This is a genomic window from Rhizobium ecuadorense (assembly GCF_001187535.1).
Classification (GTDB): Bacteria; Pseudomonadota; Alphaproteobacteria; order Rhizobiales; family Rhizobiaceae; genus Rhizobium; species Rhizobium ecuadorense.
Genome location: NZ_LFIO01001257.1, coordinates 1 through 207 on the forward strand (window position 1 = coordinate 1; position 207 = coordinate 207).

The 207-nt window shown below is 61.4% G+C and carries 1 protein-coding gene; it reads right to left on the reverse strand.

Annotation, left to right across the window (positions count from 1 at the left end):
* A partial coding sequence (locus AF337_RS43365; RefSeq protein WP_160320359.1) for a hypothetical protein occupies positions 1 to 207 on the reverse strand: 207 nt, incomplete at both ends.

Below are 207 nucleotides of genomic sequence, written 5' to 3' on the forward strand. Positions count from 1 at the left end.
TTCCCACTCGTAGACGCCGAGGCCGTAGGCCATGCCTCGCACGGCAGCCGGCAGGCCATAGAGTATTTCGAAGGCCGCGGTTGATGTCTGCCCCTGCTTCGAAGACGGCGCGATCGGCATTTCACAGACGATGTTGGTTGGCCGGTAGTCCTCGATCGCGCCCGAGATGAAGCGCATGGCGTTCCAGAACTTGGCGCCGTTTGAGAT